The following is a 25,500-nucleotide window of genomic DNA, read 5'->3' as shown; positions in this document are numbered from 1 at the left end:
TTAGAACTCAACACAGGTTGACGTCGCAACGGCGTCAACACCTCGGCTCGTCACGCCGGCAACGAGCCACCAACGGCAGAATGATTCTGCCCCGGCCTCGATAGAGGTCGACGCTAAGTAACAGTCAACAAGTGAGGGCAACACCCTATGAGAAGACTTAAGCGTGATCCGTTGGAAAGAGCATTTTTACGTGGTTACCAATATGGCGTTGGTGGTAAATCCCGTGAGCTTTGCCCCTTTACTCTACCGTCGGTACGTCAAGCCTGGATCAATGGCTGGCGAGAAGGACGCGGCGACAACTGGGACGGTATGACCGGCACTGCGGGTATCCATAGACTCAACGAACTTCACGCCGTCGGCTGACACAGGGCTTAATACTCAAGAACTCGACAATCTGACACCCATATCGATTTAACCACGCACGTCCCATCCGGACGGCGGGCTACGGCCCAGGGGGCTCCTTCGAGGAGCCCTTTTTAATGCCTGGGTTTCAAGAGTACGGTGAGTGCCTGAGTTGCAAACACTGTTGTGGCAAGGCTCTGTGGGAGCAAGGCTTGCCCGCGATGAAGGCAACGCGGTCTGTCTGGAACCGAGGCGCCCGCATCGCGAGCAAGCTTTGCTCCCACAGAATCAACCCAACGCCGCAATCGCATCCACCGACTCACGAATCAACGCCGGCCCCTTGTAGACAAAGCCCGAATAAATCTGCACCAGGCTCGCCCCGGCGGTGATCTTCTCGGCGGCGTGGCGGCCTTCGGTAATTCCGCCCGCGGCGATGATCGGCAAGCGCCCCGCCAATTCAGCGGCCAGCACCTTCACGGTGTGGGTGCTCTTGTCACGCACTGGAGCGCCAGACAAGCCACCCGCCTCGTCACCGTGTTCCAGCCCTTCGACACCTTCGCGCCCCAGGGTCGTGTTGGTGGCGATTACTGCGTCCATGCCCGTCTCGATCAGGGCCTGGGCTACCTGGGTGGTTTCTTCGTCGGTCATGTCCGGGGCGATCTTGATCGCCAGCGGCACGTGCCGGCCGTGAATCAACGCCAGTTCCGCACGACGCCGAGCCAGGTCGGCCAGCAGTTGCTTGAGCGAATCACCGAATTGCAGGCTGCGCAGCCCCGGGGTGTTGGGGGAGCTGACGTTGACGGTCACGTAGCTGGCGTGGGCGTAGACCTTGTCCAGGCAAATCAGGTAGTCGTCGACGGCGCGCTCCACCGGCGTGTCGAAATTCTTGCCGATGTTGATGCCCAGCACGCCCTTGTACTTGGCCGCGGCCACACGGGCCAGCAGATGATCGACGCCCAGGTTGTTGAACCCCATGCGGTTGATGATCGCCTCGGCTTGCGGCAGGCGGAAAAGCCGTGGCTTGGGGTTGCCCGGCTGCGGTCGGGGGGTGACGGTGCCGATTTCCACGAAACCGAAACCCAACTGGGCGAACCCGTCGATGGCCGCGCCATTCTTGTCCAGGCCCGCCGCCAACCCGACCGGGTTGGGGAATTCCAGGCCCATGACCGTCACCGGCAATTTTGCCGGGGCCTTGCACAGCAACCCATTGAGGCCCAAACGTCCGCCCGCACCGATCAGGTCCAGGGACAAGTCGTGGGAGGTTTCCGGGGAAAGTTTGAACAGCAGCTCACGGGCCAGGGTGTACATGGGTGGGTTTGACTCGTTCGAAGAAATGAGGCGCGGATTATAGCGGGGTGGAGGGATGGGAGCGAGCAACCGATGGTTGCCGGCTCCTCGGTTTGGGTCAAGGGACGGGTGTTTCCTGGGGCAGCGCGTAGGTGTGGTCAGTGCGTTTCAAGTTGCCAAAGATGAGAGGGAAGTAAAGAAGCATCATCATCACAGCGAGACAGCCATTGACGATATGGCCTTGAGTATCGTCGCCGACCTCGGACTCACTTAACCATAACGCTGCCGCGCCTCCGACCAGATTGACAGTATGACCAAACGAGAGACGTAGTCCCCCAAGAGTCAGAGCGTCCGCCAATTGGGCGCTAGTGGGTCGTTGCACGCCAGCTCGCACTTCCAAGACTATTCGTTGCAAAGATTCCGGATCAGAAAGTACCGAGTCCAGTCCTCGCGAGGGTGACAGCACATGCCAACTTTTACAGAGAATCGAGACGACCGTATCGACTACCATTCCGAGACCATTGAGCCCAGCTTGAATAGCGTCCGCCCCGAAATCGTAACCCAGCTCCGCGGCAGCCCTGGCGGGACCGCTCAACGGCATAACGCTACCCAGCTCCCTCAGCATACCGAAGACGGCGCCGTGAACCGCCGCTGTAACCCCGGTTGTCATTACGTTCGCACGCTCCGCATTGTCCTTCAAAGGAAAGAAGGATTCAGCCACGGCCCTGGCCGTGTTATAGACAACTCCGCCGATCATTGCGGGGAATAGCTTCGAGGCCGTGCCCGTGACACATGCCATGATCGCACTTCCCATCACCGCGCTCGCCATGCCGATACACGACAGTCTTGAACGCAAGGTCGCCTCCCCTTCGAACTCCCTGCCGACGGCCCCTATCAGCGTCAGCACAGGCCCCGTCATTGCCAGCGCAACGGCCGCCCACGCCTGGGAGGCCTCAGGTGTATCGCCTTCGCGGGTAGCGTGCACGACGAGAGAGGCAATGTATTCACGCAAAAGGGTAGCCAGCACAATGATCAAACCGGTGCGCCCGGTGATATTTAGCAGATTGAGTCCGGGCCTTTTCGCGGCTTCGAGCAGTCCCAGGCCGGCTTCGAGTACAGCCTTCAATCGACCTTCACGGTTTTCGGTGTTTAAAGCTCCCTTTAAACTGTCACCAAACCCAGCCTCGGGGTGAATTTCACCGGTGAGGGTGTAGCGTTCAACGTGCGCCAAAATATTGCGGCCTGACTCACCCAAATTGCCCGACAATTGATCTAACGAAAGCGCTATCGAGCGATCTAGACGCTCCAGACCCGCGACGACTTGCTTGGATGTTCCTAAATCGCTCACCCTAAAATCCCCAACCGCCACCGTCGAAACATCAAGCGAGCAGATCGTCGATTCTAAGGATGAAACGCAACCGGACTCTGTGGAAATCATGGAAGGGACAGATGACATTTCGAGTCGCATATTTATTTCTCCTTGTTATTTAAATAGCAATTTTCTCGAGCGATTCTCACCACTCACTCTTCTCCCAAGCCTCATCCCCCATGGGCTGGAACACATCCCGCATAAAGCTTTTGGTAAACAGATCCATCGCGAACGCCAGGCCATTGGCACCGCTGACCTCTTTATAGAGCTGCGACTTTTCCAAACCCTCGTCCTTCAATCGCACCAAAACCTGCAGCGTGATCGCCATCAACGCCTGGGCGGTGGGGTACGCCGCCGTTGTGCCATCCGCCCCCCGCAACGTACGGAGGAATTCATGAATCGCCTTTTCCCCCTGCCCCTCCATCGCCAGTAACAATTGATACAAGTGCTCAAACTCAGGGTCCGGGCGTTTGCTGTCAGGTGCTTGCTCGCGAGCCGCCAACAGCCGCGATTCCAGTGTCTGGACCGACTCATTCGCGTCGTGATCGAGCAGGCTGGAAACCGGCATGGATTCAATCTTCATGGCGAACCTCGGCAGTGTCGGTTGGCGCGAAATCGGAGAAGCTTGCGCACACGTCCGCCAGCGCCTGCCTTGAGGCCTGATCCAACAAGCGAACCGCCTCCGGCAGGCTGGCGATACTCGCTAATAACCGGGATTCCAGCCGTTCGCCGGTCGTCTCGACATCGAACTCCAACAGTTGATCCGCCAGCCGCAGCACATAGCGGTCTTGTGGGTGATATTCCAGCATCAGCTCGCCGGGCCAGCGCGTGCGCAAGCGTTCGCGCAGTGCATTGCCGCGCGGGCGGCAATGCAGCGGCAACAACAGGTGCAGGACCGCGCCCGAGTCGCCCGCCTGCCCCGCCAGCCAGCGCTCCAGCATTTCATCCAGCCATTGCGGGTGGCTCAAGGCTTGCGCGAGCAGATCACGGGCGGCCAGGGCCAGATCGCTGCGCAATTGCAGCCCCAGGCGTTGCGATTTCAGCAAGCCATCGGCCAGATGCTCGGTCGCGCGCAGGATGCCCTCGGCATAACCTTGTTGAAACGCCCGGGCATGCAGCGCTTCGGCATCGCGGTGTGCCTGCTCGACACACGCGCGCGCGCGGCGCTGGGCTTCCAACTGCAAGCGCTGACGACGGCGCGCGGCAGCGATGTCTTCGCGAGCCAGGCGCACCTCTTCGCCAGCGGGCAGGTCAGTCAGGGTTCGGATGGAGTCGAGCATGCTGCACCGCCAAAAAGAACAGGGTTGGATCAGGTTTCGTAACGGGCCATTGCCGATGCAAGCGAACGACCGGCTCGCAGAACTGCAAGCTCAGGCGCTCGAGCAATAGATGAGGAACGTGCTCGTTCCAGCTCCACAACGCATTGAGGCCGGCCGCTTCGACCCGCGCCATTGAAACCGTCGCGCACTCCACCGGCAGACCGCCTCGCCCTCCCAGATTGAAGCTGGCGAACCGGCGAACCGACACGGGCAAGCACTGCAGCGCCGCGCCCCGCGCCAGGTCGGGCATCAAGCGATAGGCGCCCATCAGCAAGGCGATATAGGGTAATTGTCGCCAATGGCGAACCCATAGCTGCGCCACGCTTGTCAGCGGCGTCGAAGGCCACGGCTCTTGCAGTCCCAGCCCCTCGAGCACGATGCAGTTGAGCAAAGTGTGGGCCTCGCCGCCTTCGAATCCCGCCGGTACAACCAGGCGCTGGGGGTGCAGATACGCCAAAGGCTCGGCGAGGATTTGCTCCAGGCACTCAAGGTCCGACATCACGCCGCCCCGCGCTGGACTGGCGGAAGGCCCAGGCGCCGCCGCCGGCCAGCAGCAGCGCGCTGATCGCCGCCCACCATGGCCACGGTGAAGGCCCCGGTGTGGCGACAGCCGACGGCGCCACATGCTGGGTCGGGGAGCGTTTGGACAGCACCACCGAGACGTTCTCGTACTCCACCGCCGCAAAACTGTTCTTGAGGAAACGCTTGATGTCGGTGATCAGCAATTGCGCTTCGACATCGCGCTCATGCAGCACCACCGCCGACAGGTGGACCGGCGGCGGCTTGCGCCCGCCCTCGCCTGCCTCCAGGTCGTAACTGACATGGACCCGTGCCGACACCACGCCTTCGAGTACCGCCAGCGACTGTTCGATGCGCTGCTCCAGCGCTGAATACAAGCGGGCCTTTTCCGCACGGGGGGAGGCCACCAGGGAATCGGACGGAAACATCTCGGCCACTTGCAGGCGTGGCCGGGAAGGCAACGAATAGAGATTGAGCAGATCGACGGCCGCGGAAAAATCGAGCGCGTCGATTTTCACCGCATAGCCGGTTTTGCCGGTGTCGACTTTCACCGCCGCGATGTTGTTGCGCTGCAGCACCGACAGCACTTCATTGGCCTGCTGCTGATCCAGCCCTTCCAGCAGGTTCGGCTGGCGGCACCCCACCAGCGCGAGGCACAACAGCAGCAACAGCACGCCCGGTTTCATGATGCACGCAACAGGGTTTCTGCCGTGCCCACGGCCTTGCGCACCAGCACGTTGAGCAAGTTGATATCCACGTTGTATTGCCCTGTCAGTTCCTGCAACTGGGCCAATACTTCAGGGTCGGTGATATCCGGACGTTGCAGCAACTGATTGATCGCCGAGACCTCTTGCGCGCTGTCGACGGCGGAACCGGCAAACGCTTCGATCAAGCGCGACTCCAGGGAAACGATCGGACCTTCCTGCGCGCCACGCAACTCAACGAAGGCGGACCGGGCGACAAGCGACGAGGCAAGATTCTGGATGGACATACGATGCACTCATGAAATGGCCATCATCACGAGCAATGGCCAGTCGAAAGGGAAAGCGTCAGCGGGCCGCCTGGATGATCGCCATGTCGATATCCTTGAAACCCTTGATCGTGTTGGTCTGGGCGTTGCGGAACACCGTGTAGGAGGAAAACGCGGTCTGGTAGGCCGCCAGCTTTCCAGGGTCCGAGGCATCGAGCTTGAGGTCCTCCAGCGCTTGATCCAGTGCATCTTTAAGGCCTTGGGCGCCACGCTCGAACGCAGCCGCCTGCTCTCCGAGAAAGTCATCGGGAAATTCGGGAAACATGATCGGGATACCAGCCATACGTCACCTGCTTTGCTTGTTGGAAAAATGCCAGGACGAGGGGCTCGTCTTGACGTAGCCCTGGGGGCCGGTTTGAAACGACTTGCCCTTGAGCGCGTCGTCCTTGAGCTCGACAGTGAAATGCACGTAGCGATCACCCCACTGCCGGTAAAAACGCTCGACATACTGGCGAGCGGCAGCCAGCTCGACATCCTGCAGGTTGCCCTCGATGGCGAACGCGACCGCGTCTTCGTGTTCGAGCCGGCTGAAGGTCAGTGCCAGACGTTGCAACCCGGCCTGCGCAACAGCGGCCAACAGCGCATCATCCTGCCTCTGCACCACCACGTCGCGGGCATAAGGCGCAGCCGCGAGCAAGGTATCGAGCAGCTTGGCCTCCTTGTCGGGCGTGAGCAGATTGCGTTGTGCGCTGAGCAACAGGCGCGGCACCGACGGATCCTTGAGGTCCAGGAAATGCCAAGCCAGCTGCGGATCATGGTCGACCAGCAGTTGCTCCAGCCGGCGACGCTCCTGGTTCAGCAGCAGTACCTCGCTGTTCACGCGGGCGTGACGCGTCAGCACCTGCCGGCTCCAACCGGCATCGCGTTCGGAAGACACGAAGACATAAACCGCCTCATCACGACCGCGCAGCACCTGGACCGGCGCACTGGCGCCGGCAATCAACGCACGAATGTCGGTTTCAGGTGGCGGCCCCGGCATCGACCAGAGGCTGACCACGGTGACCAACATAACCAGCGCCAGAGCGCCGGCAATACAGCGGGTCCAATGGGCGCGCCATCCGCTGAACGCGGCGGCATTGCACGGGCTGTCTGCCGGACCAAGACATTCGGGCGCCCAGGGTTGATCTGCTGAACGCAAGGTCACTTGCAACCCGCCGAGTTGCACCCGGGCCTGGAAGACGCAGTGACGAACTTCGACCGAATCGCCGAGCAAGCGCAACGGCACACCGTCCGGAGTGGCCTGGTCGGCCAGCACCTCGAAATTGCAGCCACCTACCTCCAGGGGAATGAAGATCGTATCCGCCGGCACGCTGGCAACACGTGCGCCGTCCCCCAACACCTCCACTGCCCCGACGACGAACAGGGTCGTGCCCTCGCCGAGCGGGAATTCACAGCCCTGCAACGGGCCGTTGAGGATCCGCAGGATGCAGGGCTGTAGCGTGGGGGCCGTCGGGACTGTCACCGTCCAAACTCCAGGAAGGTCGAATGAGCAAGTAGGTTAGAAAGGCTGGCCGCAGGATTCCTGATCCAATTCTGCCGATTACGTCCTGCATAGGATCAGAATCCTCAGCCAGCCCTTGTTCACGGCGCCGTCATTCCCGGGCCTGGGTCAACACCTGGTAGCGCTGCCAGACTTTGCGCGCATAGCGCAGTCGCGCGGCTTGACGATGGGGGGAATTACCGGCGTTGTAGGCACCGACCGCCGTCCAGTTGTAGCCATAGCGGGCGATAAACCCGGCCAGCACCGATGCCCCGACGTCCACCGACAGGCAAGGCTCCTCCAGCAGGCGCTGTTCGGTGATGCCCTCGGCACCGAGGCGCGACAGATGAATGCTGTTGATCTGCATCAGCCCGATATCGCGGGTGCCGTTGCGGTTGTGGTTGATTGCATCTGGCTTCAGCCCGGATTCGACATCGGCAATCGCTTGCAGCAGCTCGGGCTCGATGGCATGCAATTGCCCCGCCTTGCTCCAGCACCAGGCGTGCGCCTGGGACATGCCTAACCCCAGGCCAAGACACACCGGCACGCATAACCAGGCTTTCCGGCGCCGCTTCATGCCAGGCGCCTCTCGCTGATCCAAGTCAGCTGTTCATGAATGCGCACCCGCAAGATCTGCGCCCGGACACAACCCGGATCCTGCTCCAGGCACTGGTCGATCATGTGCGCCGCCTGCTCGTTGCGCCGCCAGAACCAGTGATGCCAGGCGTGAAAGTACAGCACGTCAGCCTGATCGGCCGACAACAGGCAGCGCCGGAACAACACCTGCGCCGCCTGCTCGCAGCCGCGCAAACTGGTGAGCAACGCCAGGCGCGTCAACGCCGGAATGCTGCCGGGGTCCAGGGCCAAGGCACTGGAAACCGCCGAATGCGCTTCGTCGATTGCGCGTACCGGGTCGCCCAGGCCCATCAACGCTTGCCCCAGCCACACATCGGCCAAACCACACCAGGGTGGTGCATACCCGGCATCGAGCTTCACGCACTGCCTGAACAGCACAAGGGCATCGCGCAGGCTTTGCACCGTGTGCTGCTGCACACTGCACAACCCATTGAGATAGGCCACCGCCACCGCATACGACCCACAGCGCTCACCGACCGGACGCAACCCGGGTACGCGTTGGGCAACCAGGCAGGTCAACACGCCAAGCGCCTCCCCGAGGTCACCGGCGTCCAGCGTTTGCCCATGCAGCAAGGCCTGGTCGCGGCCATGAATCAACTCCACTGACCAATGTCGCTGCTCGCCCGAGCCGATAAAGCGCCCGCTCAAACAATAATCCGCCGACAACCGCCCAGCCAACGAACGCACATCGTCTGCTGCCCCACAGGCCGCGATCACCCCAGAAGGCATAACATGCAACGTCTCGCCGAACGCCAGGGTCAACTGCCGGATCATCACATCCTGCAGATCCAGCGCCGCCGTCTCGTCCAGATTGCGAAGAGGCAACACCGCCAGCGAAGGCGCCACCGCCCTCGCCTGGCTCGGCACCTCGAGTTCAACCACCGGACAGGTGAATCGATAGCCCTGGCCATACACCGTCACAATGAAATCCTTGTGCTCCTTGAGCAACTTGCGCAGTGCGTAGATACAACGAGTCAATGACTCCTCAGCGGCATCCATCCGCGGCCAGACATGGTCCAGCAGATAATCCTTACTCACGACCGCACCCGCCGACTTGAGTAGCAGGCGCAGCACGTGCAGTTCTTTGGGTGGAACATGAACTCCTTGTCCATCTCGCATCAGCGTTCCATCGCTTTGCAATAGCCAGTGGTCAAAAACGAATGACTTGACCGGCGTTTGATCAGTTGTACTGTCCATACTCTGAGGTTTCTCTATAGAAAGTTACTGAAGCGCGATTGAGCCTGTGGGTAACAGGCTCGGGATGGCGAGCTGCGTGACTATAGGAAGATGTGTGGGGGGATTCCGTAGGTAACTAGCCAATACGCGGACGAAAACACGACAAACACTGTAGGAAAATCCCCCAATAACACTGCATAATTTTCGCTGCCAAAACACGCCCCTTCCTTAGCAACAATTCTTTCCTCAAGAAATATTTCCAAGTAAAGATCACTTATGCCAAACACCAAGCTTTTTAAATAATCAAGCACCAGACACTGTGCAAGACTGCCCCTCTATTAAAAATAGCAGCAGGAACCGCACTGGAGTAGCACAATAGTGATGAGCTTTTTTTGAATGCGCTCATAAGGCCTTCCACCTCAGCATACGAACACATTCCATTAGAAGAGATCTTATGTTCGTTTCCAGATCAGGCGCGTCATTGAATGCCATTTATGGCATGGACCCACAGGGTAAACCGGAAATTTTCGCCAAGAGCAGCCCCCAGGGTGTGGCTCTTTCGGACGCGCAAAAGCAGGCCATTAGCAATAGCAAGTTTTTTGAGGCTGGTGCCAGCATGTCATTGCTGGACCAGCCAGGTAAGATGGGCGATGTTTTCGACGAGCATGCCAAAGAACTGGCCACCTTGTTGAAGCATGGTTTAAATGAGCAGAGCGAAGCTGGAGAGACCCTTGTATATTTCCAGGGGCAGGAGCAGCATTTACGGGATTTGTTACAGGCTTCCATTGCCCCCTTATCGGCACAATCAGATCAGATCGGTCGACAGATGACCGTCGATCAGGCGTTCCATCCATGGCTTCTAGATATTCTGAGCACTCCACTCCAGGGTCGGCTCGACGGATCCGGCAAGCAGAGTCATATCGAGTTCTTGACCAAAGTTCGAGCACTGAGTGCTTTTGGCACTACGATTTGGCAGTTGATGAACCCTGTAGAGAATCACAAGCAACCTGAACTCTATGCGCAGCATAAGGAAGCCAATACTGCAGCGTGTGTTGCCTTGTTACGCGAGGTAGGTTTCGATGCCCAGGCAGATGACTTCGCTGAACGCTTTAAAGAGTTCTCAAACAAGACCCGCACACCTGCCTTTGACAACCCACTTAGTCGGTCCCGCAGCGAACGAATGCCGATGGTAGAAATAGGTGGAGAACTAAGGCGCGTCAATGGGATTTATGAAGACGCTGCCAAGTTTGGATTAGGTTTTGGTCAAGTAATACAAAACACCGCTGATCCTGATAGCGCCGAACAGTTTGCCCTGCGTGCCGCATTAGGTGATCGCAATCAAAACATTAATGGCATTGCTCGCGAAGGTGCGCCTATAGCGGATTTGACCCGACCGTTCACGATGTCAGAAATCGATATGGAAAATGTCCCTGATGCCTACACCCAGTTAGGTATCGCTGAGATGTTGGACCAGTATGCGATGCTACACGGTACCGGCATCAATCGCTGGCAGCTATTTGGTACCTTTGCGATGGAAACCAATCTAAAAGGCTTACCATCAGCGGGCGCACACTCAGGCGGCACTTGCGATATTCTATTGGCACTCTCGACATTGAATCCGGAACGAATTTACGGTAATGCAGAATTGGTACTGCCTGCTGGTTTGGGTATTGCAGCATTCATGAACTTTGGCGGTTACCACACTTTTTCGGAAACTTTTCCAATCGCTGAGGCTGCTGCTGCCAATCGCCCTTATTTCCCCACCAATCTCGCCGTGATTAATAGGCCTGACCTATATCAACGGATGGGAGATGTCGCGGAGCGTTTCTGTCCGCAAGGCTCTGAACAGTTAGCCCGATTTCATCAGAGCCATGGACAAGTTCTACAGTCGCTACAGCAGCAACATCCCGACTTGGAATCATTCGTGCCCGATGTAGAGTTCCATGCATCTGAGCAGCAGATAATGGATTGGCGCGCCAAGGTCTTGGAAATGCCTAGAAAGCTTTCCAGGTCCATAAATGCTCGCGCCTGATGTAGAGTCCCAGCTTCAACACAGCTAATGATGAATGGGCGCACCCCTAAACGTCTAGAAGGGTGCGCCCAACAAAATCAATAATCCGCCCCTTAGCTGTTTCCGAGTTACTTTACCGATCGGTGTTGCGCCTCAACCGAGACGATAAAGCGTCCCTCAAATAGTAGCAGCCTGCAACCAACTGACGGATAAACTCATCGCCGCCTTCTCATCCAGATTGCGGAAAGGTAACAGCGCCAACGAAGATGCCCTCACCTGGCTCGGCACCTCGAGCTCACCGGACAGGTGAATCAATAGCCCTGGCCATACACCGTCATAATGAAGTCCTTGTGCTCCTTGTGCTCCTTGAGCAGTGCGTGGATACAACGCGTCAATGACTCCTCAGCGGCATCCATCCGCGGCCAAAAATGGTCCAGCAGATAATCCTTACTCATGACCGAATCCACCGACTTAAGTAGCAGGCGCAGCACGTGCAGTTCTTTGGGTGGCACATGAACTCCTTGTCCATCTCGCATCAGCGTTCCATCGCTTTGCAATAGCCAGTGGTCAAAAACGAATGGCTTCACCAGCGGTTGATCAGTTGCACTGTCCATACTCTGAGGTTTTTTTATAGAAAGTTACTGAAGCGCGATTGAGCCTGTGGGTAACAGGCTCGGGATGGCGAGCTGCGTGACTATAGGAAGATGCGCAGGGGGATTCCGTAGGATGTTGAATGTTATTGACGTAGGAAACCACGACCAGAATCGTAGGAATGAATCCAATAGAATCAAGGTATAAAACCTAAGCACACTGGGAAGGGCGAACAAAAACTTAAACGTCTCACACCACTGAATCGAATATATCCTGCACCGTCCTCCACTCCCCCACCTCATCTTCGGACAATTCAATACCGAAAGCGTTATTCACTTCCAGGACAAGCTCAACCAAATCCATGGAATCGATATGCAGGTCCTCGACCAACCGCGAGCCACCTCCAACGACTCGACCACCACAAGAAATACCAGCCACCAATGATTTGATGATCAGCTGAATACTTTCAAGCCGATCAATTAGGCTTCCTGACATTTTTCTTTCCTAATAAAACTGGCAGGCGTGAAACACACACCTAGCCAGATTAAACATCACCACTTTTACTCAACTTCAAAAATTCAACATCGCCCTCAACATATCCGCAAACTGATTCAAATGCGCCGACAACGTCTTATTGAAATTGTCATGATAAGAATTGGCATTCGAATATTTCTGCGTGAAGGACTGCAGCATATTTTTCATGCGTTCCTCTTGAGCGTTGATACCGCTTTGCCAAGCGTTGAATTTGGCGGTATCCCAGGTCACCGTGCCGCTGGGCGGCAAACCGTCTTTCATCCTATGGAGCGGGCCTGTATCAATGACAACGCACCAGGTGCCATCGGCGTTTTCCTTGAGGCATTGCGGGGGCAGGCCCAGCGCAATACGCCACTTCTCGGCTTCGTCCCTGCAGACCCCGTCATCACCCGGTTTCGGAAATAGAACGGAGTCGGGGTTAGGGTGGGTGTATTTAGCGATCAGGTCAGTCAAGGCGGCGAACAATGCGCCCGCATTCAACTTCACCTCCTTGCCGTCGTTCACGCCTTCGATCCACTCCTTCATCACCCCAGTGATTTGGGCGTTGAAATCGGCAAAGAAGTCCGAATAAGCCGAGATCACGTGCTCATAACCGGCAAGGTAGCCGTTCTTGATCAGGTCGATCAGTTCGAGCAGCTTTTCGAAGAAGTCATTCGATGAATTTATCGTCGCATCCAGAGCCTCGGAGATCTCAAGAGGCTCCTTCTCTTCCAGATGTGCTCGGAGGGCGTGCAGGCTTTTGCTTTGTTCGTCATTGAGCTGCTGGAGCTGACTTTTATCCAAAAGCCCTGCGCTCTGGCTATGGGTCATCACAGCGCAACATTGGCGAAATTGCAGCGCCCACATTTCCGAGCGGATCCGCTTGGCATGGGTCTGTTCGACAAAGTCTGCAAGGTTGACTTTTTCCGCACCCTCGGTAATCAGCTCCTTGGCTATCCGGGTGATCCCCGATGAACAAACGAGCCCGCGCTCTAGATGACGATTGAGCTGCTTTACCGAACGCTCCAACGACTCCGTCGGGTTGAACATTGGTGCAACTGCCGTGGGTATTTCAGGTGGAGTCGGTGCATGGTCTGCGAGGGTGACGTCGGTCAGTGGCTGGCTTGTTGTTGATGTAGAACCCTGAATATTCATCTCGTTAATCCCTCAAGCCGTCATGCCACGAACAACATCACTGCGCGATTGAAACAGCTGCATCACCAGCTCCATTATTTTCTGCAACAGCGCCGCATCGGACGCGTCTTTCTGGCCGGCTTCATCGGCCAGGCTCTTCTGGCTGCTCTGCGCACTTTGCATCAGCACCTCTTTCTCCCGCGCGGCGTGCTCGGTAAGGCGCACCAGGTTCGCCACCACCTGGCTCAGGCTCATCGACATGGCATTGAACGCGCGACCGGTTTCCAGTTTCCTTTCGATCCCCTTGCTGCTCATCTGGCTCAGCCAGTCCGAGGTCTGCCCGACCTTCTGGGCCCTGAGGATTCGCTTGTCGAACCAGGCGTTCTCCTGATCGGTCAATACCGATCCCTTGGGTTGGAACGTACTGACTTTCGTATGACCGGATTTATCGAAACTGTCGAATGCATAGACCTCTTTTGGGTCCCAGTGCTCACGGTTACGACCCAGCTTGAGGTCGCGTTCGATATTGCCGGCATCCATCGCGTTACGCCTATGCAGGTTGATATCGGCATGTTTCATCGCCTGGCCCTGGAAAGTCTTGAGCATGGCGAACCCGGCGATGGCGCCAGACACGACTGCGGCGGTAATGGCGCTGTAAAGCGCTGCCTTGCCCGATTCGACAATGGCCGCGCCTTGGGCCTTGGCGGCATCGGAGGCCATGACGCTGAAATGGCCACGCAGTTGCGCGTTGACCACTCGCGCAACATTCAACGCAATGATCACCGACACCAACACGTTGACGTGTTTCTCCCAGGCGCTGGGGTCAAAAATCAGCTCGTTGCGCACCTCATCGCTGAGCACCATTGAGGCGGCCAGGAAGTCTTGCCAGTCCGAATCGGTGGGCTGGTAGGCGTTGATCTCACGCTCGAGCTCCGCCGCCGAGGGCGCTGGGACGGTGGTTTTTTGGAGCACTTGCTGTGCGGTGATGTTGTCGAGGCTCAAGCCCGCCACTGACTTGCGTTTCGAAAACTGTTCCTGGGCGACTAATTCGCTCAGCCCCGCGTCGTTGCTCAGCTCGTGGGCAATGACAACCGGAGCCATCCTGGTCGTAACGTATTGGGTCATCGTAGATACCTGTTAGCGGTGAAGTTCAAACATGCCGAGCCATTTGCAGGCTGACGGAATGGCTGCGCTGCATGTCAGCAAAGAGCTGTTCGATCTGGCGGGTTCGCTCGCGCATCGCCTGGCCGTAGTCGTCGACCACTTGGGTGAGGTAGGCGCTGATTGCTTCGCTGATCGCCATGCGCACCCGTACATCGGCCAGGTGCACGGCGGCCTGGGCCTGGTGCTGGCCGCTTTTGATTTGCAGCCCGCCCTGCACCGCCACGTTGCCGAACTCGGTGACGGCCTGGGCGATCTCCAGGTTGGCGGCATAACGGGCCAGCAGTACCGGATCGGCGCCGTTGGTGATGAACCCACGCAACTGCGTGAGCATCTGGGTCAGCGTGTTGCCGACCGAAGTAGCCACTTGCTTCATCGCTTGCATCGCGGCGGGTGCGGCCTGGGCGACCACCGACGCCAGTTTCGAGGCGACGGCACTGACCATCGGCCCGATCACCTGCGCCCCGACAATGGCCACCAGCGCCACGGCGGCCAACGTCGAAACGATGCCTTGGATCATGCCGGCGATCTGCCCGATTTCCTTGGCCTTGTCTTCATCAACGCCCAGCTCTATCAGCAATTGGGTGTAGAGCTCGCTGAACCGCTTGATGGCTTCCTGCATGACGACGGTCAGCGGTTTCATGGCTTCGGCCATGAACGACTTGCCGGTTTTTTCCTCCACCACCACATCAGCAATCATGACTCCCGCGCCAACCACCCCTATCACGATCAGCGGCAAGTTAGCGGTCATGACCCCGGCAACGATGGTCGCGACGGTCAATATCGCCCCGATGATCTTGCCGATGCAGCCCATGGTTTTTTGCAGTGCTTCGGCCTTGCGGACTTCTTCCAGGTATTTATCCGACTCACGCTGCATGTGTTCCTGCAGCCTGGCTTGCAGCTCCTGGAAAAGCTCCTGGCTGAGCTCTTCTTTGTGCTGCGCTGATTCGCCGAGCAGTTCGATGATTTTCAAGCGATTGAGCAACGCCAGCGCACTGCTGCTGAGGGCCTTTTCATCGGTGTCCTTGATGGCGGAACCGTTGACGCTGGACTCCTGCATTTTGGCGACCACGGCAGTGACTGTTCTGGCACAGGCGTTGGCGACCTCGATCAGTTTCAGGTGCGCAGCCGTTGCTGTTTGCAGGGTTTGGGTATGGCTCGCCAAGTCGCCTCTGAGTTGGTCGCGACGCGCCAGTTCCTGCGCATACTCAGGTGATTCAGGGGCCAGTTGCGCCAGCCGCGCTTCGCTTTCAGCCAGCAACCCCTGGAAATGCAGGACCCGTTCCTGTAACTGATCGAGGTGTTCCTGGCTGCTTCCAACATTGCCCTCGGCCGCCGCCATGGCCTCGACGGCAGCGGTGTATTGCGCCGACAGGTTTTGATGAGCCTGTTGCCTGGCGCCGGCCATGCTCTGCAGCATCGCCAGGCGGTTTTTCAGTTTCTTGACGTCGACCTCGCCGATCAGCTCACTGATCATCGCCATCAATAACGTGAACAGATCGCCGTTGGTTTCCTGTTTGTTGCCATCGGCGCGCGGCGCTGGCGGGTGCAGCGCGGGCCGGCCGGTATTGGCGGCGCACGGGCCGTTGTGACCTTCGTATTTCACCGACATCAGGTCTGCCAGCGCTTTCTGGCCGGCCTCCTGATAATCCACGGTCCTGGCGGCCTTGCTGGCAGCCGCACCATATTTTTCAAAGGCCTCGCTGCGGCTCATTGCGCCCTGGAATGCGGGGCTTGCGGTGTTTCTGATTTCACTCATGTTCAGTCCTCCGAACATTGCTGTTCCATGTGAGCCAGGGTGTCGAGATACACCTTGGCCTGCTCGCGCAGATCGTCTTCCGTGGCTTGTTCAAGCACGTATTCGAAACACAACCGGGCCTTTCCGACCTTGCCCAGGGCCAGATGGCATTGGCCGGTGTACAACATTGGCCGATAGTCGTTCTTGCCCTGGGCAAAAGCGATCGCATAAAGGTCGATCGCCTTTTGGTGGTTTTGCTTGAGCTGGTGCACCGCAGCCAGTCCCATCCAGTAATGGCTGTTGTAGAAGTCGTAGATGCACAGGAAGTGAAAGAACTTCTCGGCATCATCCAATCGCCCCTGTTCATAGAACTGGAAGGCGAAGGCATAGAGACTGCCCATGTGCTCGTCGCTGATGCCTTGCACGTCTTTCAACGCCGCACCACCGAGCACTGCATCGACGACTTCCAGGGCCACCTGCTCGTCTTGTTTGTTATCGCGACTCATCAGCCACACTCCTGAAAAAACGCCAGCGTCGCTGACCGATGCATTGAGCCAAAACGCCGGCAAGCACGCTGCCAAATTGCGCTCATGCTGCGGTGCAACGAAAAAACCAGATCGCTCTTTGTGGCGAGGGAGCTTGCTCCCGCTGGGCTGCGCAGCAGCCCCTCCAAAAGGCCACTCAATCCACCTGAAACATCGCGTCGCCAGGCTTTGGGGCCGCTTCGCGCCCCAGCGGGAGCAAGCTCCCTCGCCACAAGGGCTGTGCCTGGCTTTGCTTGGCTTCACGCCTGCTCAACCTGCTCAAGCCAGATCAGCAGCCGCAGCACCTCCTCGACTTCCTGCATCTGGAGGAAGCTGTAGCGCTGGTGGGTCTTGAAGATGCGGCGGGCCAAGGCGATGTCGTTGATCACCGGCACACCCACTTCCTTGGCGTAGGCCCGAACCGCCAGGGCGCGCTGGTTGGTTTCCATCAGGGAGATAAACGGCAGCAAGGTGATCTCCGGGCGGAAATACACGCCGATGGCAATGTGGGTGGGGTTGGCGATGATCATGCGCGAGCTGCGCACATCGGATTTGACCTGCTCCGACAACAGCTCCATGTGCAAGTCGCGGCGACGACCCTTGATCTGCGGGTTGCCGTCCTGCTCCTTGTGTTCACGCTTGACCGAATCCTTGTCCATCATCTGGTCTTTCATGAACAGCCAGTATTCGCTGAGGGCATCGAGCACGACGATCAACAGGACGCAGGCCAGGAACGCCAGCACCAGCACCAGCAACAAATGCCCCCAGATCGCGAACAACGCCGGCGCCTGGGCGAACAGTTGGGCGAACAGCAATTGCCGCTGGGTAAGCCAGACGATCCACAGCGCCATGGCGAAACTGCCCAGGTACAACAGCGCCTTGAACGTGTCCTTGACGGTGCGCAGGCTGAACAGTTTCTTGAAGCCATTGACCGGGTTCAACGCGCCCAGATTCAATTTCAACGCCTCGCTGGCCAAGGCAAAACCGCTTTGCAGCAAGGCCGGCAACGCACTGGTCAGCACGCACACCAGCAACAGCGGCAGCAACACCTTGAGGCCAAGCAGCACCAGCATCGCCGAGTAGGCTTGCAGCTCAGCGTCGAAATCGCTGGCGATGATGCGCCGGTAGACCTCCATGATCTCGCTCAACGAGCTGTTGAAGACCATGTAGGTGATGCCGCACAGGGTCAGGCAGGTGATGACCAGGTCCTTGGCCTTGAACGTCTGCCCTTTGCGCGCCGCATCCCTGAGGCGCTTGGCGGTGGGCTTTTCAGTCTTCGAGGCGCTGGATGACATCTCCGCCCTCCCCGCCATCCAGATACTGCGCCAAGCCGTCGGACAGCGTGCCCATGCGCAGGACTTCATCGGGAAGATGCACGCCGAAATACAGCATCAATACCACCAGCGCCACCAGGCTCTTGACCGTCAGCGACACCGAGAAAGCGTTCATCTGCGGCGCATACCGCGAGAGCAACCCAAGCAGCGCCTCGCTGACCAGCAAGGTCGCCACCACCGGCGCACTGATGACCAGGGTCTTGCTCACCAGCGCATCAAGCAACGAATAGAGCGCGGGCAGGTGCAACTCACAACTGCTCGCTGGCGCGCAAAGGCGATAGCTGTGGCCGACGGTTTCGAGCATCAACAACATGCCGCCACCTTCGAGATAAACCGCTGCGGCAAACAACTGGAGAAAATTCGCCAACTCCGAGGTATCGACACCGTTGGCCGGGTCCACCGTGCTGCTGAGCATGGCCCCGCGCTGGTTGTCGATCAGGTTGCCCATGGCATGCAGCACCCAGAACGGCCAGCCCAGCAGCACGCCCAGCAGCACTCCGATACCCGCCTCACGCAGCACCAGACCGAGGAACGCCACGCTGTCGAGGGCTGGCGTAGGCACGCCGACGTAGCGCCAGAAGCCCAGTGCCACCAGCACAATCACCGCCTGGCGCGCGACGCCGGTCAGCACGCTGCTATTGAGAAACGGCAACATGAAGAAAATCGGCGCCAGACGCGCCACGCCCAACACCGCCGCAGCGAACCAGGCGTACAGCTCGAAAAACAACGCCACCGACATCGACCTAACTCAACGCCAGGCGAATGACTTCACGACTGAAATCCAGCAAGGTTTCGCCATACCAGCCCGAAAGCAGGAACAGGCACGCCGCCACCGCCAACAGCTTGAAGCCGAACGGCAGCGTCTGCTCCTGCAGCTGCGTCACGGTCTGGATCAACCCGACCACCAGGCCGACCACCGTGGCGACGATGATCGGCCAGGCCACCATCAGCAGAATCAGGTACAGGGTTTTGTTGCCGGCATAGACCAGATCGTTCATCGGCGCACCTAGGCCAGCAAGGTCAGGTATTGCTTGACCAGCCCGGTCGACAGCAACGCCCAGCCGTCCAGTGCGACAAACAGCACCAGTTTGATCGGCACGGAAATGATCACCGGGCTCATCATCATCATGCCCAGCGCCAGCAGGATGCTGGAGATCACCAGGTCGACGATCACGAAGGGCAGGTACAGATAGAAGCCGATCTTGAAGGCACTTTTGATTTCACTCAGCGCATAGGCCGGCAACAGCGAAAACAGCGAGGCCTCAACCTCTTCATCGGCAGGCAAGCCCGCGTCGGTTTCATCCTGGAACGCCTGGGCCCGCTCGAAAAACTGCGCCAGCTCCGGGTCGGTGTACTTGCGCAGGTAATCCTTGTAGCTGCCCAGGCCGTTCTCGGCGAAGTCCACCACCGACGCAATGTCGGTAAAGGTCACCGCCTCGGTCTTGTAGTAGTCATGGCCCTGCTTCATGACCGGCGTCATGACGAAAATCGCCAGCATCAGGGCAATCGCATTGAGCGCCATGTTCGATGGCACCTGCTGCAGGCCCAACGCGTTGCGTACGATGACGAAGACGATGGAGAACTTGATGTAGCAGGTGCCCGCCGCCACCAGGAACGGCAGCAGCGAAGCGAACGCCAGCAGCGCGATCAGCGAGACGTCATTCATCGGCGCCCGCTCGATAGACCTTGAACAACTCGACCCCCAACTGGCCGTCCAACTGCACCAGTTCCCCCTGGGCCACCGGCTTGCCGTTGGCGCGCACCTCGATGTGCCGCGCGGCATCTTCGGCCAACGGGATGAGTTGCCCCTCGATGATGCGCGACAGGGTTGCCAGGTCGGTTGGGTGGGTGGCGAGCAGGAATTCCAGGCGCACCGGCAGCGCGCCCAGGTCGATAGCCGCGTCGGGTTCCGGCGGCTGCTCTGGACTGGCATCGCTCACGGTCGGTTGCATGTGTAGCCCCTCTTGGGTAAAGGTAAAAGTGCCAAGGCAACGGTCGGCCAGGCAGCACCACTGAGTTCGCTGGACGATGCGCAGGACATCGCCCTCATCCAGGCGCAGTCGACTGGCAAGACTCAAGTGGCTGAAGCCGAGGAGCAGTTCCAGACGCAATGGCAATGCATCCAGCCATGAGCCGACGCCCCAGCGTTCGCCGGCAACGGATACCGGCGGCAATTGCAGCAACCACACCCGTCCCCGAGGCGTGTCGAGCCATGGCAGGTCGTGGGTTGGCAATCGCGCCGCAGCGACGCCTTCGATGTCGGACAGCGCCCGGTAGTGCAGCTCATCCACTTCCAGCAGCAAGGGGCGCGGCGCGGCACGAAACAATCCGAGGACATTCGTCCACGACGTTTCGCTCGTCAGCAAAGACCGCAACTGTGGAAGCGCGCAATGTAGCCAGTCATGGGCCGCGATCAGCCCTTGCCAGTCGCCGCCGTCACCCTGGGCGCAAAACCGCAAATAGCCGGAGCGCTCTGGCACCCGACCCAACCCCGCATCGCGCCCGGCACGCCGCCAGCGTTGAATCGCCTGGGCCTGGGCATGCGCCAGAGGGTCGACCCGGCGTAGCTGCAACGCGCTCATGCCGGACGCTCGCCCTGTTCGTCCTGCTCCTCATCCGGCGCCTGCTGCGAACCCTGGCGCGGCTGCTCACCGCCACTGTCAGTCAAGCGCCAGGCGGGCTCCCGGGCCAGCTCGAAAGGTGCCTTGAGTTGCTCGAACACCAGGGCATTGCTTGGGCTGAGCGTCAGGTTCCGAGTGGGCTCTTCAGGCAGCCGGCTGATCGTGATCTGTCCACTGGCCGCCCCTCGACTGAACGGTATTTGCAGCAAGCCCCGGCCCGTGTCCGGCAAGACCTCGACCATGACCTCAGGTGCTGGCGGCAGCGCTGGTGCAGGCAGGGCCGCCGGTGCAATCGGTGCCCCATGGCGCGTGCCCTGAAAGCTCAACGGCGCTTGGGACAACTGTTCGTCGATACGGGGGGCCGACCGTGCATGGGGAACAATGACAGGGTCCAGTGGCAGCGGCTCGATCGACACCCCATCCCTCGGCGCTGTGGCTTTATCGATGACAGCAACAACAGGCTCCAGGCGTTGCGGTGACGGACGTTGCAGTAACGGACGCTGTGTGGGCTCGCTGAACAGCGGTCCTGCCTGAGGAAAAGCCATCGTTTCCCGGGCCGCCAATCGCCTGCCATCGGCTTCAACCGCCCGCGTTTCCCGGGCAATCGGCTGCGCCTCATCACGATCGAGCGCCTGCGTTTCCTCCCCCACGCTCATCGCATGCCAGGCCAGCACACGGGCGGTTTCCATCGGGGGTCGCTGCTGCCGAACCAGCGCAACCACAAGGTCCAGCACGCCTTGCGGCAGCTCATCCTCCGGCACCGGGACGAGCAGATCTTGCAGCTCATCCAGCGGGCCTTCGTCGACCGGTTCCAGGGCGTGGACCAGACGGGTTGGCGGCACACAGACCTCTTTCATCGCCGAACTCCAATCAACTCTTCCAGCTCTCGTTCTTCGCGGCGCACCGCCTCAAGACGTTGCCCACGCAACAGCTGCTGGACAGCACGCTCATACTTGTCGTGTTTGCGTTGCAGCCCACGCAGGTGTTCGCGCTGCACCTGCAGCTGTTGCTCGACCTGCCGGCGCTGCTGATCCACGCGGTCACGTTCGACTCGCAGCAGATCGATGCGCCGACGGATGACCGCCTGGGTTCGCAACAACGCCAACAACCGCCCGTGATCCAGCACACAGTCATTGGCCCGATGACTGCTCAACAAACGTTGCAGCGCAGCCTCCTGCTCCTCGAAACCGGACTGCTCCTGCAACAGCGGCTGCAACTGACGCTGGACACGCAACAGCGCCTGCTCGCCGCGTTGCCGACGGAACTGACTGAAGGCCAGCAGGCGCCGTCGATCAAGCAATGAGTTCATGCAGGCTCCGCAAGGTTTCATCCGGTTCAACGCATTGATCCGTTGGCTGGCGCAGCCACTGGTTGAGGGCATCGCGACGTTGCAGCGCGTGGTCATTGGCCGCGTCCACGCCCGGGCTGTACTCACCCATGTCAAGCAACACCTGCAATTGTTCCAGACGCGCCAGGGTGTCGCGGGTCGCGGCCGCCAGTTGCCGAAGCTGTGGCGAGGTGACTTGCGTCGCCACCCGGCTGACGCTGTGCAAGACATCAATCGCTGGGTAGTGCCCCTTGGCGGCCAGGGCCCGGCTGAGGTAGACGTGGCCGTCGAGGATGGAGCGAATCTCCTCGGCGATCGGGTCCGGCTCGTCGTCACTTTCCAGCAGCACCGTGTACCAGGCGGTGATGCTGCCCGACGCGGTCACGCCCGGACGTTCGAGCAAGCGCGGCAAGGCATCGAACACCGAGGCTGGATAACCACGCCGCGCCGGTGCTTCACCGGCCGCCAAGGCCAGGTCGCGGCGAGCGCGGGCGTAGCGGGTCAACGAGTCCAGCAACAGCACCACGCGCCGGCCCTGGTCGCGAAAATACTCAGCAATGGTGGTGGCTTGCAGCGCCGAGTTGCAGCGATCCACCGAGGAAAAATCCGACGTGGCGTACACCACCACGCAACGGTTGCACATGGGCGATTGGCGCAAATGCTCGATGAACTCGGTCACTTCGCGCCCGCGCTCGCCAATCAGGCCAATGACAAAAACCTCCGCGTTCGTGTGCTCGATCAGCATGTTGATCAAGGTGGTTTTACCGGAGCCGGCGGCGGCAAAAATGCCGATGCGCTGGCCGACACCGCAGGTCAGCAAACCGTCGATGACGCGAATGCCGGTGCGCAACGGCTCCACCACCGGCCGCCGTTGCTGATACGACGGCGGGTCGGCATCCACCGGACAGTCCCGTTGGGCGACCGCCGTCGACGGCGCCAGGCGTTCGACGATAACGCCTTGGGGATCGACAACACTGCCGAGCAAGGCATCACTGCAGGTCAGTTGCAGGGTCGAGCCGGTGGGCACGATCATCGACTCCCGGGACAAGCCTTTCGCCTCGCCCAGCAAACTGAGCAGCACCGCGCCAGGCTTGAAGCCGATGACCTGCGCCCTGGCGGCGACGTGGGGCGAACGCCAATGCCGGCGCACCTCACAGATTTCGCCCACCACCACCTCGCTCAGTGCGGCTTCGATCAATGGGCCGCTCAAACGCAGGGGATGAGCCGCCAGTCTTTCCAGACGCAGGCTCATCGACGTAGGCTTCGCAGCAGCGTTTCGGTGGCCAGTACCAAGGTGTCCAGCATGGGCAGATCTCCTCAAAGCGTCTTGATGACATTGACCGAGACGGTCTCGGAGACTTCGCCGAACGACATCACGTCCAGCTCCCGGAAACGTCCCTCGACCAGTTTCTTGATGTAGCGCCGCACATCGACCGAACACAGCAGCACCATGTCCTTGTGGGCGATGTGCACGCTGTCCAGGCCGACGCTGAGGCGGTCCATCAGTTCTTCCGATTCGGCCGGTTCCAGATTGAGGAAACTGCCACCCGAGGTTTGCCGGATGCCCCGGCGCACCACGTCTTCGAACTCCGCCGACAACAGCAGCACCCGCAGATCGTTGCCCTGGGCAAACTTGTTGCTGATGTAGCGGGCCATCGCGCCACGAACATGCTCGACCAGCGCCAGCACATCCTTTTCCCGGGAGGCCCAATGGGCGAGGGATTCGAGGATCAGCTTCATGTTGCGCACGGAGATGCGCTCGCCGATCAAGCGCTGCAGCACTTCGGCGATCTTCTGCACCGTGACGTGGCGATAGACTTCCTTGAGCAGGTCGGGGTAGCGCGCTTCCATTTCATCGAGCAACTGCTTGGTTTCCTGCACGCCGAAAAACTCCTGGATGTTGCGCGCCAGCAGCGTGACCAGGCAGCGATAGCATTCTTCGTCGGCAGGTCGCAGGTGATAGCCCAACTGCTGCACGCGCTCGCGGTCGGCGGCGTTGACCCAGACACCACCGAGGCGATTGCTGTCGTTGCCACGCACCAGGGCAAAGCCCAACGGCTCCAGCTCCGGCGAATAGTCCAGCAGGCGCCAGTGATCGAAATGAATATCGAACTGCTCGGCGCGCACTTCATTGATCAGCACCGCCACTTGATGGGCCGGCAACGCCTCGCTGGCCCGTAGCCGCGGTTCGGGAATGCGCAGCCCGTAATCGACGAAGAACTGGCTGCGAAAGCGCGCTGCCCAACGCTCCTTCTCCAGCGCTTGCAAGCGCACCGTGGGCACCAGCAGCATCAGGGCGATGGTTTCGGTGGCAATGTTGTCGACGTCATCGAGCAACCCCGACTCACCCTGCCCCGCGCCTGGCTCGGCAGGTTCGTTGCGGCTTTCGCCCGGGCTGGCCTGGCGCAAGGACTTGCGATGGCGCACAAACACCACCAGCCCCAGCACACTGGCAATCGAGAGAAAGGTCAGCAGCGGAAAACCGGGCAACAGGCCCACGCCCACCGCCAGCAACGCGGTGACACCGAGCACGAACGGATTGCCCAGCATCTGGGTGAGCATGTTGCGCCCCAGGTTGCTGTCATCACCGTTGACTCGGGTGACGATGAAGCCGGCGCCGATGGCAATCAGCAGCGCGGGGATCTGCGCGACCAGGCCATCGCCGATGGTCAACAGCGTGTAGGTGGACAAGGCCGTGGACAGGTCCATGCCCAATTGCCCGACACCGATGGCCATGCCGCCGATGAAGTTGACGAAGATAATGATGATGCCGGCGATGGCATCGCCCTTGATGAATTTCATCGCCCCATCAAAAGAGCCGTACAACTGGCTTTCACGCTCCAGCACGCTGCGTTTTTCCCGCGCCTGGGCCGCATCGATGGCACCGGCCTTGAGGTCGCCGTCGATGCTCATCTGCTTGCCGGGCATGCCGTCCAGGGAAAAGCGCGCCGCCACTTCGGCGACCCGTTCCGAGCCTTTGGTAATCACGATGAACTGGACAATGGTGACGATGGAAAAAATCACGAAACCCACCACCAGGCTTTCGCCGATCACGAAGTCGCCGAACGACGCGATGATCTCGCCGGCATCGGCCTGGCTGAGAATCAGCCGGCTGGTGCTGATCGACAGCGCCAGCCGGAACAAGGTCGTCAACAGCAGCAGTGCCGGGAACGTCGAATAGCTGAGGATGCGTTCGATGTAGAACGAGCCCATGAACACCAACAGCGAGATGACGATGTTCAGGCCGATGAGAAAGTCCACCAGCACTGTCGGCAAGGGGATGATCAGCATGGCGATGATCATCACCATCAAGGTGAGGATCAGCAGCTCCGGGCGCGCGCCGACATTGCGCAAGAACACGTTGAGCATTCAGGCCTAGCTCCGGGGC

The 25,500-nt window shown here is 59.5% G+C and carries 28 protein-coding genes; 2 read left to right on the top strand and 26 right to left on the bottom strand.

Annotated elements, in window-relative coordinates; genetic code table 11:
* The first annotated feature begins 147 nt into the window (after positions 1 to 147).
* The gene (gene rmf, locus HU749_RS10240; RefSeq protein WP_003223300.1) at positions 148 to 363 is read left to right on the top strand and encodes a ribosome modulation factor; all 216 of its coding nucleotides are present in this window, start codon (positions 148 to 150) and stop codon (positions 361 to 363) included.
* 267 nt (positions 364 to 630) lie between these two features.
* On the opposite strand, the gene HU749_RS10235 is transcribed toward rmf, so the two are convergent.
* The 11 genes from HU749_RS10235 to HU749_RS10185 all read right to left on the bottom strand — a co-directional run bounded on the left by HU749_RS10235 (position 631) and on the right by HU749_RS10185 (position 9,179).
* On the bottom strand, positions 631 to 1,650 hold the full coding sequence (locus tag HU749_RS10235) for a quinone-dependent dihydroorotate dehydrogenase (RefSeq protein WP_186650280.1): 1,020 nt from the start codon (positions 1,648 to 1,650) through the stop codon (positions 631 to 633).
* 97 nt (positions 1,651 to 1,747) lie between these two features.
* Entirely contained in the window at positions 1,748 to 3,097 is a 1,350-nt protein-coding gene (locus HU749_RS10230) for a hypothetical protein (RefSeq protein WP_095961982.1), read from the bottom strand.
* 46 nt (positions 3,098 to 3,143) lie between these two features.
* Entirely contained in the window at positions 3,144 to 3,581 is a 438-nt protein-coding gene (locus HU749_RS10225) for a hypothetical protein (RefSeq protein WP_225919151.1), read from the bottom strand.
* Entirely contained in the window at positions 3,571 to 4,278 is a 708-nt protein-coding gene (locus HU749_RS10220) for an oxygen-regulated invasion protein OrgB (RefSeq protein WP_079302157.1), read from the bottom strand. The genes HU749_RS10225 and HU749_RS10220 overlap by 11 nt, the downstream gene beginning before the upstream one ends.
* On the bottom strand, positions 4,250 to 4,816 hold the full coding sequence (locus tag HU749_RS10215; protein ID WP_079302158.1) for an OrgA/MxiK family T3SS sorting platform protein: 567 nt from the start codon (positions 4,814 to 4,816) through the stop codon (positions 4,250 to 4,252). The genes HU749_RS10220 and HU749_RS10215 overlap by 29 nt, the downstream gene beginning before the upstream one ends.
* Positions 4,803 to 5,522, bottom strand: a complete 720-nt coding sequence (locus HU749_RS10210; protein WP_079302159.1) for an EscJ/YscJ/HrcJ family type III secretion inner membrane ring protein — start codon at positions 5,520 to 5,522, stop codon at positions 4,803 to 4,805. Before HU749_RS10210 ends, HU749_RS10215 begins: the two co-directional genes overlap by 14 nt.
* A complete protein-coding gene (gene sctI, locus HU749_RS10205) occupies positions 5,519 to 5,827 on the bottom strand; it encodes a type III secretion system inner rod subunit SctI (protein ID WP_079302160.1) in 309 nt (102 codons plus the stop codon). Before sctI ends, HU749_RS10210 begins: the two co-directional genes overlap by 4 nt.
* A 58-nt stretch (positions 5,828 to 5,885) precedes the next feature.
* Positions 5,886 to 6,149, bottom strand: a complete 264-nt coding sequence (gene sctF, locus HU749_RS10200) for a type III secretion system needle filament subunit SctF (protein ID WP_014337362.1) — start codon at positions 6,147 to 6,149, stop codon at positions 5,886 to 5,888.
* Between the two features lie 3 nt (positions 6,150 to 6,152).
* Positions 6,153 to 7,328 (bottom strand): PrgH/EprH family type III secretion apparatus protein, encoded by a 1,176-nt coding sequence (locus HU749_RS10195; RefSeq protein WP_186650277.1) that lies wholly within the window; start codon positions 7,326 to 7,328, stop codon positions 6,153 to 6,155.
* Positions 7,329 to 7,458: 130 nt separating this feature from the next.
* Positions 7,459 to 7,923 (bottom strand): transglycosylase SLT domain-containing protein, encoded by a 465-nt coding sequence (locus HU749_RS10190; RefSeq protein ID WP_186650274.1) that lies wholly within the window; start codon positions 7,921 to 7,923, stop codon positions 7,459 to 7,461.
* The gene (locus HU749_RS10185; protein WP_079302163.1) at positions 7,920 to 9,179 is read right to left on the bottom strand and encodes a winged helix-turn-helix domain-containing protein; all 1,260 of its coding nucleotides are present in this window, start codon (positions 9,177 to 9,179) and stop codon (positions 7,920 to 7,922) included. Before HU749_RS10185 ends, HU749_RS10190 begins: the two co-directional genes overlap by 4 nt.
* Positions 9,180 to 9,612: 433 nt before the next feature.
* Between HU749_RS10185 and HU749_RS10180 the strand changes: the two genes are divergently transcribed.
* Positions 9,613 to 11,190: a hypothetical protein gene (locus tag HU749_RS10180; RefSeq protein ID WP_186650271.1), complete on the top strand. Its 1,578-nt coding sequence runs from the start codon at positions 9,613 to 9,615 to the stop codon at positions 11,188 to 11,190.
* A 290-nt stretch (positions 11,191 to 11,480) separates the two neighbouring features.
* Here HU749_RS10180 and HU749_RS10175 read toward each other — a convergent pair whose 3' ends face one another.
* From HU749_RS10175 to HU749_RS10105, 15 genes are all read right to left on the bottom strand, one after another.
* Positions 11,481 to 11,783, bottom strand: a complete 303-nt coding sequence (locus tag HU749_RS10175) for a winged helix-turn-helix domain-containing protein (protein WP_225919149.1) — start codon at positions 11,781 to 11,783, stop codon at positions 11,481 to 11,483.
* 226 nt (positions 11,784 to 12,009) lie between these two features.
* A complete protein-coding gene (locus HU749_RS10170) occupies positions 12,010 to 12,255 on the bottom strand; it encodes an acyl carrier protein (RefSeq protein ID WP_186650269.1) in 246 nt (81 codons plus the stop codon).
* Between the two features lie 75 nt (positions 12,256 to 12,330).
* Positions 12,331 to 13,428: an IpaD/SipD/SspD family type III secretion system needle tip protein gene (locus tag HU749_RS10165; RefSeq protein WP_186650266.1), complete on the bottom strand. Its 1,098-nt coding sequence runs from the start codon at positions 13,426 to 13,428 to the stop codon at positions 12,331 to 12,333.
* A 12-nt stretch (positions 13,429 to 13,440) separates the two neighbouring features.
* Complete coding sequence (locus HU749_RS10160; protein ID WP_225919148.1) at positions 13,441 to 14,532, bottom strand: IpaC/SipC family type III secretion system effector; 1,092 nt, start codon at positions 14,530 to 14,532, stop codon at positions 13,441 to 13,443.
* 25 nt (positions 14,533 to 14,557) lie between these two features.
* Positions 14,558 to 16,327: a type III secretion system translocon subunit SseC family protein gene (gene sctE, locus HU749_RS10155; protein WP_186650263.1), complete on the bottom strand. Its 1,770-nt coding sequence runs from the start codon at positions 16,325 to 16,327 to the stop codon at positions 14,558 to 14,560.
* A gap of 2 nt (positions 16,328 to 16,329) precedes the next feature.
* Entirely contained in the window at positions 16,330 to 16,812 is a 483-nt protein-coding gene (gene sicA, locus HU749_RS10150; RefSeq protein WP_079302169.1) for a type III secretion system translocator chaperone SicA, read from the bottom strand.
* Between the two features lie 278 nt (positions 16,813 to 17,090).
* Positions 17,091 to 18,125 carry an EscU/YscU/HrcU family type III secretion system export apparatus switch protein gene (locus tag HU749_RS10145; protein WP_186650260.1) on the bottom strand — a complete coding sequence of 345 codons (1,035 nt, stop codon included), beginning with the start codon at positions 18,123 to 18,125 and terminating at the stop codon, positions 17,091 to 17,093.
* Complete coding sequence (sctT, locus tag HU749_RS10140) at positions 18,100 to 18,903, bottom strand: type III secretion system export apparatus subunit SctT (protein WP_186650257.1); 804 nt, start codon at positions 18,901 to 18,903, stop codon at positions 18,100 to 18,102. The genes HU749_RS10145 and sctT overlap by 26 nt, the downstream gene beginning before the upstream one ends.
* 4 nt (positions 18,904 to 18,907) lie before the next feature.
* Entirely contained in the window at positions 18,908 to 19,162 is a 255-nt protein-coding gene (locus tag HU749_RS10135) for an EscS/YscS/HrcS family type III secretion system export apparatus protein (RefSeq protein ID WP_014337351.1), read from the bottom strand.
* Positions 19,163 to 19,170: 8 nt separating this feature from the next.
* On the bottom strand, positions 19,171 to 19,830 hold the full coding sequence (locus tag HU749_RS10130; RefSeq protein WP_079302172.1) for an EscR/YscR/HrcR family type III secretion system export apparatus protein: 660 nt from the start codon (positions 19,828 to 19,830) through the stop codon (positions 19,171 to 19,173).
* Complete coding sequence (locus tag HU749_RS10125) at positions 19,823 to 20,746, bottom strand: FliM/FliN family flagellar motor switch protein (protein ID WP_079302173.1); 924 nt, start codon at positions 20,744 to 20,746, stop codon at positions 19,823 to 19,825. Before HU749_RS10125 ends, HU749_RS10130 begins: the two co-directional genes overlap by 8 nt.
* Positions 20,743 to 21,642: a SpaN/EivJ family type III secretion system needle length determinant gene (locus HU749_RS10120; protein WP_095974061.1), complete on the bottom strand. Its 900-nt coding sequence runs from the start codon at positions 21,640 to 21,642 to the stop codon at positions 20,743 to 20,745. Before HU749_RS10120 ends, HU749_RS10125 begins: the two co-directional genes overlap by 4 nt.
* Complete coding sequence (locus tag HU749_RS10115) at positions 21,639 to 22,094, bottom strand: SpaM family type III secretion system protein (protein ID WP_095974060.1); 456 nt, start codon at positions 22,092 to 22,094, stop codon at positions 21,639 to 21,641. The genes HU749_RS10120 and HU749_RS10115 overlap by 4 nt, the downstream gene beginning before the upstream one ends.
* A complete protein-coding gene (sctN, locus tag HU749_RS10110; RefSeq protein ID WP_186650255.1) occupies positions 22,078 to 23,364 on the bottom strand; it encodes a type III secretion system ATPase SctN in 1,287 nt (428 codons plus the stop codon). Before sctN ends, HU749_RS10115 begins: the two co-directional genes overlap by 17 nt.
* 65 nt (positions 23,365 to 23,429) lie before the next feature.
* Positions 23,430 to 25,481, bottom strand: a complete 2,052-nt coding sequence (locus HU749_RS10105) for an EscV/YscV/HrcV family type III secretion system export apparatus protein (protein ID WP_079302177.1) — start codon at positions 25,479 to 25,481, stop codon at positions 23,430 to 23,432.
* Between the last annotated feature and the right edge of the window lie 19 nt (positions 25,482 to 25,500).

Source organism: Pseudomonas ogarae (assembly GCF_014268695.2).
Lineage (GTDB): Bacteria > Pseudomonadota > Gammaproteobacteria > Pseudomonadales > Pseudomonadaceae > Aquipseudomonas > Aquipseudomonas kilonensis.
This window is presented reverse-complemented; position numbering and strand designations above follow the sequence as displayed.

Bases quoted from the DNA above. Each gene is read 5' to 3' on its own strand.
- sctE (WP_186650263.1), bottom strand. From the start codon at position 16,327: ATGAGTGAAATCAGAAACACCGCAAGCCCCGCATTCCAGGGCGCAATG.
- sicA (WP_079302169.1), bottom strand. From the start codon at position 16,812: ATGAGTCGCGATAACAAACAAGACGAGCAGGTGGCCCTGGAAGTCGTC.
- HU749_RS10105 (WP_079302177.1), bottom strand. From the start codon at position 25,481: ATGCTCAACGTGTTCTTGCGCAATGTCGGCGCGCGCCCGGAGCTGCTG.
- HU749_RS10190 (WP_186650274.1), bottom strand. From the start codon at position 7,923: ATGAAGCGGCGCCGGAAAGCCTGGTTATGCGTGCCGGTGTGTCTTGGC.
- HU749_RS10130 (WP_079302172.1), bottom strand. From the start codon at position 19,830: ATGAATGACGTCTCGCTGATCGCGCTGCTGGCGTTCGCTTCGCTGCTG.
- sctT (WP_186650257.1), bottom strand. From the start codon at position 18,903: ATGTCGGTGGCGTTGTTTTTCGAGCTGTACGCCTGGTTCGCTGCGGCG.
- HU749_RS10170 (WP_186650269.1), bottom strand. From the start codon at position 12,255: ATGTCAGGAAGCCTAATTGATCGGCTTGAAAGTATTCAGCTGATCATC.
- HU749_RS10215 (WP_079302158.1), bottom strand. From the start codon at position 4,816: ATGTCGGACCTTGAGTGCCTGGAGCAAATCCTCGCCGAGCCTTTGGCG.
- HU749_RS10115 (WP_095974060.1), bottom strand. From the start codon at position 22,094: ATGAACTCATTGCTTGATCGACGGCGCCTGCTGGCCTTCAGTCAGTTC.
- HU749_RS10135 (WP_014337351.1), bottom strand. From the start codon at position 19,162: ATGAACGATCTGGTCTATGCCGGCAACAAAACCCTGTACCTGATTCTG.
- HU749_RS10185 (WP_079302163.1), bottom strand. From the start codon at position 9,179: ATGGACAGTACAACTGATCAAACGCCGGTCAAGTCATTCGTTTTTGAC.
- HU749_RS10225 (WP_225919151.1), bottom strand. From the start codon at position 3,581: ATGAAGATTGAATCCATGCCGGTTTCCAGCCTGCTCGATCACGACGCG.
- HU749_RS10165 (WP_186650266.1), bottom strand. From the start codon at position 13,428: ATGAATATTCAGGGTTCTACATCAACAACAAGCCAGCCACTGACCGAC.
- HU749_RS10145 (WP_186650260.1), bottom strand. From the start codon at position 18,125: ATGTCATCCAGCGCCTCGAAGACTGAAAAGCCCACCGCCAAGCGCCTC.
- HU749_RS10230 (WP_095961982.1), bottom strand. From the start codon at position 3,097: ATGCGACTCGAAATGTCATCTGTCCCTTCCATGATTTCCACAGAGTCC.
- sctI (WP_079302160.1), bottom strand. From the start codon at position 5,827: ATGTCCATCCAGAATCTTGCCTCGTCGCTTGTCGCCCGGTCCGCCTTC.
- sctN (WP_186650255.1), bottom strand. From the start codon at position 23,364: ATGAGCCTGCGTCTGGAAAGACTGGCGGCTCATCCCCTGCGTTTGAGC.
- HU749_RS10160 (WP_225919148.1), bottom strand. From the start codon at position 14,532: ATGACCCAATACGTTACGACCAGGATGGCTCCGGTTGTCATTGCCCAC.
- HU749_RS10235 (WP_186650280.1), bottom strand. From the start codon at position 1,650: ATGTACACCCTGGCCCGTGAGCTGCTGTTCAAACTTTCCCCGGAAACC.
- rmf (WP_003223300.1), top strand. From the start codon at position 148: ATGAGAAGACTTAAGCGTGATCCGTTGGAAAGAGCATTTTTACGTGGT.
- HU749_RS10175 (WP_225919149.1), bottom strand. From the start codon at position 11,783: ATGGACAGTGCAACTGATCAACCGCTGGTGAAGCCATTCGTTTTTGAC.
- HU749_RS10180 (WP_186650271.1), top strand. From the start codon at position 9,613: ATGTTCGTTTCCAGATCAGGCGCGTCATTGAATGCCATTTATGGCATG.
- HU749_RS10125 (WP_079302173.1), bottom strand. From the start codon at position 20,746: ATGAGCGCGTTGCAGCTACGCCGGGTCGACCCTCTGGCGCATGCCCAG.
- HU749_RS10120 (WP_095974061.1), bottom strand. From the start codon at position 21,642: ATGAAAGAGGTCTGTGTGCCGCCAACCCGTCTGGTCCACGCCCTGGAA.
- HU749_RS10210 (WP_079302159.1), bottom strand. From the start codon at position 5,522: ATGAAACCGGGCGTGCTGTTGCTGCTGTTGTGCCTCGCGCTGGTGGGG.
- HU749_RS10220 (WP_079302157.1), bottom strand. From the start codon at position 4,278: ATGCTCGACTCCATCCGAACCCTGACTGACCTGCCCGCTGGCGAAGAG.
- sctF (WP_014337362.1), bottom strand. From the start codon at position 6,149: ATGGCTGGTATCCCGATCATGTTTCCCGAATTTCCCGATGACTTTCTC.